The following is a 3375-nucleotide window of genomic DNA, read 5'->3' on the forward strand; positions in this document are numbered from 1 at the left end:
TCCGCCAACATGAGCCTTGGCGTCAACCTGCTGGCGGCACTGGTGAAGCAGGCGGCCGCCCGTCTGGGCGATGACTGGGACATCGAGGTGCTGGAAATGCACCACCGCCACAAGGTCGATGCCCCTTCCGGCACCGCCCTGCTGTTGGGCCGCGCTGCCGCCGAAGGGCGCGGTGTCGATCTGGAGGAAAAGTCTGTGCGGGTGCGCGATGGCATTACGGGCGCGCGCAAGGCGGGCGATATCGGCTTTGCCACCCTGCGCGGCGGCTCGGTGCCGGGCGATCACACGGTCATGTTCGCGGCAGAGAATGAAGTGATCGAACTGTCCCACCACGCCCAGTCCCGCGCCATCTTCGCCCGCGGCGCGGTGCGCGCGGCGCTTTGGCTCGCTGGCCAGAAGCCGGGCCGTTACAGCATGAACGACGTGCTGGGGCTTTAAATTCGTTTAAGTGCGGGGGACTTGTCTCTCGCACGCCCGGTTGTTTGCCGAGTCGTGCCCTTCATGCCGGGCGCTGCCTTTTGAAATGGATGGGAGGTGCAGGAGGAGTAACTCCCTCCTGCTAAAATCACTGCTCAGCCCTCACGCAAAGCGCAGGGCCTGGTCACGGCGGGCGAGGCCGTCCTCGATCACCGCCTTGATTTCCAGCCGCTCCTCCGGTGTGAGGAAGCGCCCCAGCAGCAGCCGCTTGCCGTGCGAGCGCAGCCACAGCTTGTTTTCTTCCTCGCCGAAGGTTTCCAGTTCCAGCCGCACCCAGTAGGGCTCGAAGCGGACCTGCTCTTCCTTCCCTCCGGCGGAGACCCGGCGCACTACCAACTCGTCCTCGTTCAGCTGCACTTCCTCGTATTCCTTGGCGGAGGCGTAGTTGAGGCGGAAGGCACCGTAGAGCAGCGCGGCATCCAGCACGAAGAAGAACGCCACCGGCCATGCGCCCAGTACCAGGAAGCGCACGGCACTGATGGCGGTGATGATGCCCACAATGATCATCAGCCGCCGAAATTGCCGGACGGAGAGTGACCTATGCGGGTATAGCCGCAGGTTGAGGAAGAGGGTATGACCCATCATATGCCTTTAAATACTTCAGTGTCCGGCGGCTTCAATGCCCCGCCACCTCAACTCCCGCCTTGCCAGTTACGCCCATGAAACCCGTTGATATCGAAGAGATGTTCCGCCGCCTGTCGGCTTCCAACCCGGAGCCGCAGACCGAGCTGGAGTACACAAATCCCTACACGCTCCTCGTGGCCGTGGCGCTGTCGGCGCAGGCCACGGACGTGGGTGTGAACAAGGCGACGAAGGCTCTGTTCGCCAAGGTGTCCACGCCCCAGCAGATGCTGGAGCTGGGGCTGGATGGCCTGAAGCAGCACATCAAGACCATCGGGCTGTTCAACACGAAGGCTGCCAACGTCATCGCCATGTCCGAGATTCTGGTACGCGAGCATGGCGGCGAGGTTCCGTGTGACCGTGCTGCGCTTGAGGCGCTGCCCGGCGTCGGGCGCAAGACGGCCAACGTGGTGCTGAACGTGGCGTTCGGGGAAGAGACCTGCGCGGTGGATACCCACATTTTCCGCGTTTCCAACCGCACCGGTCTTGCACCGGGCAAGACGCCGCTGGCGGTCGAGCTGGGGCTGATGAAGGTGCTGCCTGCGGCCTACCGGCGGCATGCTCACCACTGGCTGATTCTGCATGGGCGTTATGTGTGCAAGGCGCGTGGGCCGATGTGCGGGGCTTGCCCGATCAATGACCTGTGCGAATGGCCGGAGAAGCCTGCTTATGGCGGCCCGGCACTGCAGGCCCCGGCCAAGAGGCGCGCTCGTGCCAAGGTGGCGGCAGGCTGATTCTGTTCACGAGACGTTCAGTGTTCAGCCGCCGTTCAGTTGCGGAGGCGTAGCCTTTTTAAAGTAGTAACAATGGGTTCGCTCAAGGGGAGTTCACATGGCGAAGCCTCATCTGGGAATGTTGTTGGCCATCCCGCTGGCGCTGGGTGCTTGCGCGGCAACTGCTGGTAACTCGGGCAGCGCTTCCGGCCCGCAGTCCACTCCCGCAGCGGCGGAAGGCACCAAGCCGGCGACGACGGACTGCATCGATCTCATCCGTATTGATCGCTCTGAAGTGGTGGATGACCAGACCATCCTGTTCCACATGAAGGGCGGGAAAATCTGGAAGAACACCCTGCCGTACAAGTGCCCGCGGCTTGGTTTCGAGAAGGCGTTCAGCCACAAGACCTCGATCAATCGGCTGTGCAGCGTCGATACCATCACCGTGCTGGACACGTCGGCACGGATGCCGGGCGCAAGCTGCGGCCTTGGCAAGTTCGAGGCTTACACGCCGCCGCCGAAGGGCGAGAAGGCTGACAAGCCTGTGACAACGGAATAAGCGGTAGGAACGGCTCCGGAGGCGCAGACCCTTCTGCGCCCCTTGGAGATCCTCCGCTCCGGCTTATGGCGGGCGGCCCGGAAGGGCGGCTTAAGCGGGTATTTTACTGTTGTTTCTCGCAGAATGTGCTCCATCGCAACTTTCTGCTTGGCCGAAGGCCCCTTCATCTGATAACGGATTGGCCGTTCGCTTAGGCGATGCACCCGTAGCTCAGCTGGATAGAGCGTTGCCCTCCGAAGGCAAAGGCCACACGTTCGAATCGTGTCGGGTGCGCCACCCTCCCTATTCCCGATGACATTGCTGTTCATTTGATCCCTGCCGTCAGGTTAGGGCTGTATTCGTGCTATTAGCTTCAAATATAGACTATCTGCGCCTTGGCCGGGTTTGAGCGGGCAGTTATCCTGCCTGTCACCGCCTGTTCTGGCGGCAGGGCGCTTGCACCGGGCTGGGCCGGTCAGCCCCCGGTTGTTTATTGAATGCCTATTCCTGGCTCTTTTTTGATTTCGCGCGGCGTCGTGTCGTGAGCTGTCGTTTTGCACTGTTCCCCATTTTTGACGATTGGTTTCCATCGCCATGGAGAGCCGATGACGGGCGTCTTCATCACAGTCGACACGGAACTCTCTGTCGGTCGTCATGTCCGCGGTCTCGGCGCGCATGCGAATCTGTGCGAATCCGTTTTCGGTGTCTGCGGTCAGGGCACGTTCGGCATTCAGCATCAGATCCGGCGGCTGGATGCCTATGGCCTGAAGGCGGCGTTCTTCATAGACCCCATGCCGGCGCAGGTGTTCGGGCTCGATATCATCAAGCGTGCCGTTGCGCCGGTTCTGGAGGCCGGGCACGAGGCGCAGCTGCATATCCACACCGAGTGGCTGCCCTACATGACGATCGATCCGCTTGATGGGCGGCGCGGCGGCTGTATCCGGGATTTCAGTTACGCTGACCAGCGCCTGTTGCTGGAGATGGCGCGCGAACTGCTGATCGCGGCGGGCGCACCCCCACCGCTGG

Annotated in this window: 4 protein-coding genes, 1 tRNA gene and 1 pseudogene; 5 read left to right on the top strand and 1 reads right to left on the bottom strand. The window is 62.3% G+C overall.

What is annotated here, in order from left to right; all coding sequences use genetic code 11:
- Positions 1 to 438: 4-hydroxy-tetrahydrodipicolinate reductase (gene dapB, locus VIG90_RS13510; protein WP_331594048.1), on the top strand; the 438-nt coding region annotated here is incomplete at its 5' end.
- 141 nt (positions 439 to 579) lie between these two features.
- On the opposite strand, the gene VIG90_RS13515 is transcribed toward dapB, so the two are convergent.
- Positions 580 to 1062, bottom strand: a complete 483-nt coding sequence (locus tag VIG90_RS13515; RefSeq protein WP_331594049.1) for a DUF2244 domain-containing protein — start codon at positions 1060 to 1062, stop codon at positions 580 to 582.
- A gap of 74 nt (positions 1063 to 1136) precedes the next feature.
- Here VIG90_RS13515 and nth point away from each other — a divergent pair, with 74 nt between their 5' ends.
- The 4 genes and pseudogenes from nth to VIG90_RS13535 form a co-directional block, all read left to right on the top strand.
- Positions 1137 to 1832, top strand: a complete 696-nt coding sequence (gene nth / locus VIG90_RS13520; protein ID WP_331594050.1) for an endonuclease III — start codon at positions 1137 to 1139, stop codon at positions 1830 to 1832.
- Positions 1833 to 1929: 97 nt separating this feature from the next.
- Positions 1930 to 2370 carry a DUF6491 family protein gene (locus VIG90_RS13525; RefSeq protein WP_331594051.1) on the top strand — a complete coding sequence of 147 codons (441 nt, stop codon included), beginning with the start codon at positions 1930 to 1932 and terminating at the stop codon, positions 2368 to 2370.
- 199 nt (positions 2371 to 2569) lie between these two features.
- Positions 2570 to 2646, top strand: a tRNA-Arg gene (locus tag VIG90_RS13530).
- Between the two features lie 308 nt (positions 2647 to 2954).
- Positions 2955 to 3375, top strand: a pseudogene (locus tag VIG90_RS13535) (hypothetical protein); the annotation flags it as partial.

Source organism: Pedomonas sp. (assembly GCF_036515995.1).
Taxonomy (GTDB): Bacteria; Pseudomonadota; Alphaproteobacteria; order Sphingomonadales; family Sphingomonadaceae; genus Pedomonas.

Excerpts from the sequence above, each read along its gene's own strand:
- VIG90_RS13525 (WP_331594051.1), top strand. The coding sequence starts at position 1,930 with ATGGCGAAGCCTCATCTGGGAATGTTGTTGGCCATCCCGCTGGCGCTG.
- VIG90_RS13515 (WP_331594049.1), bottom strand. The coding sequence starts at position 1,062 with ATGATGGGTCATACCCTCTTCCTCAACCTGCGGCTATACCCGCATAGG.
- nth (WP_331594050.1), top strand. The coding sequence starts at position 1,137 with ATGAAACCCGTTGATATCGAAGAGATGTTCCGCCGCCTGTCGGCTTCC.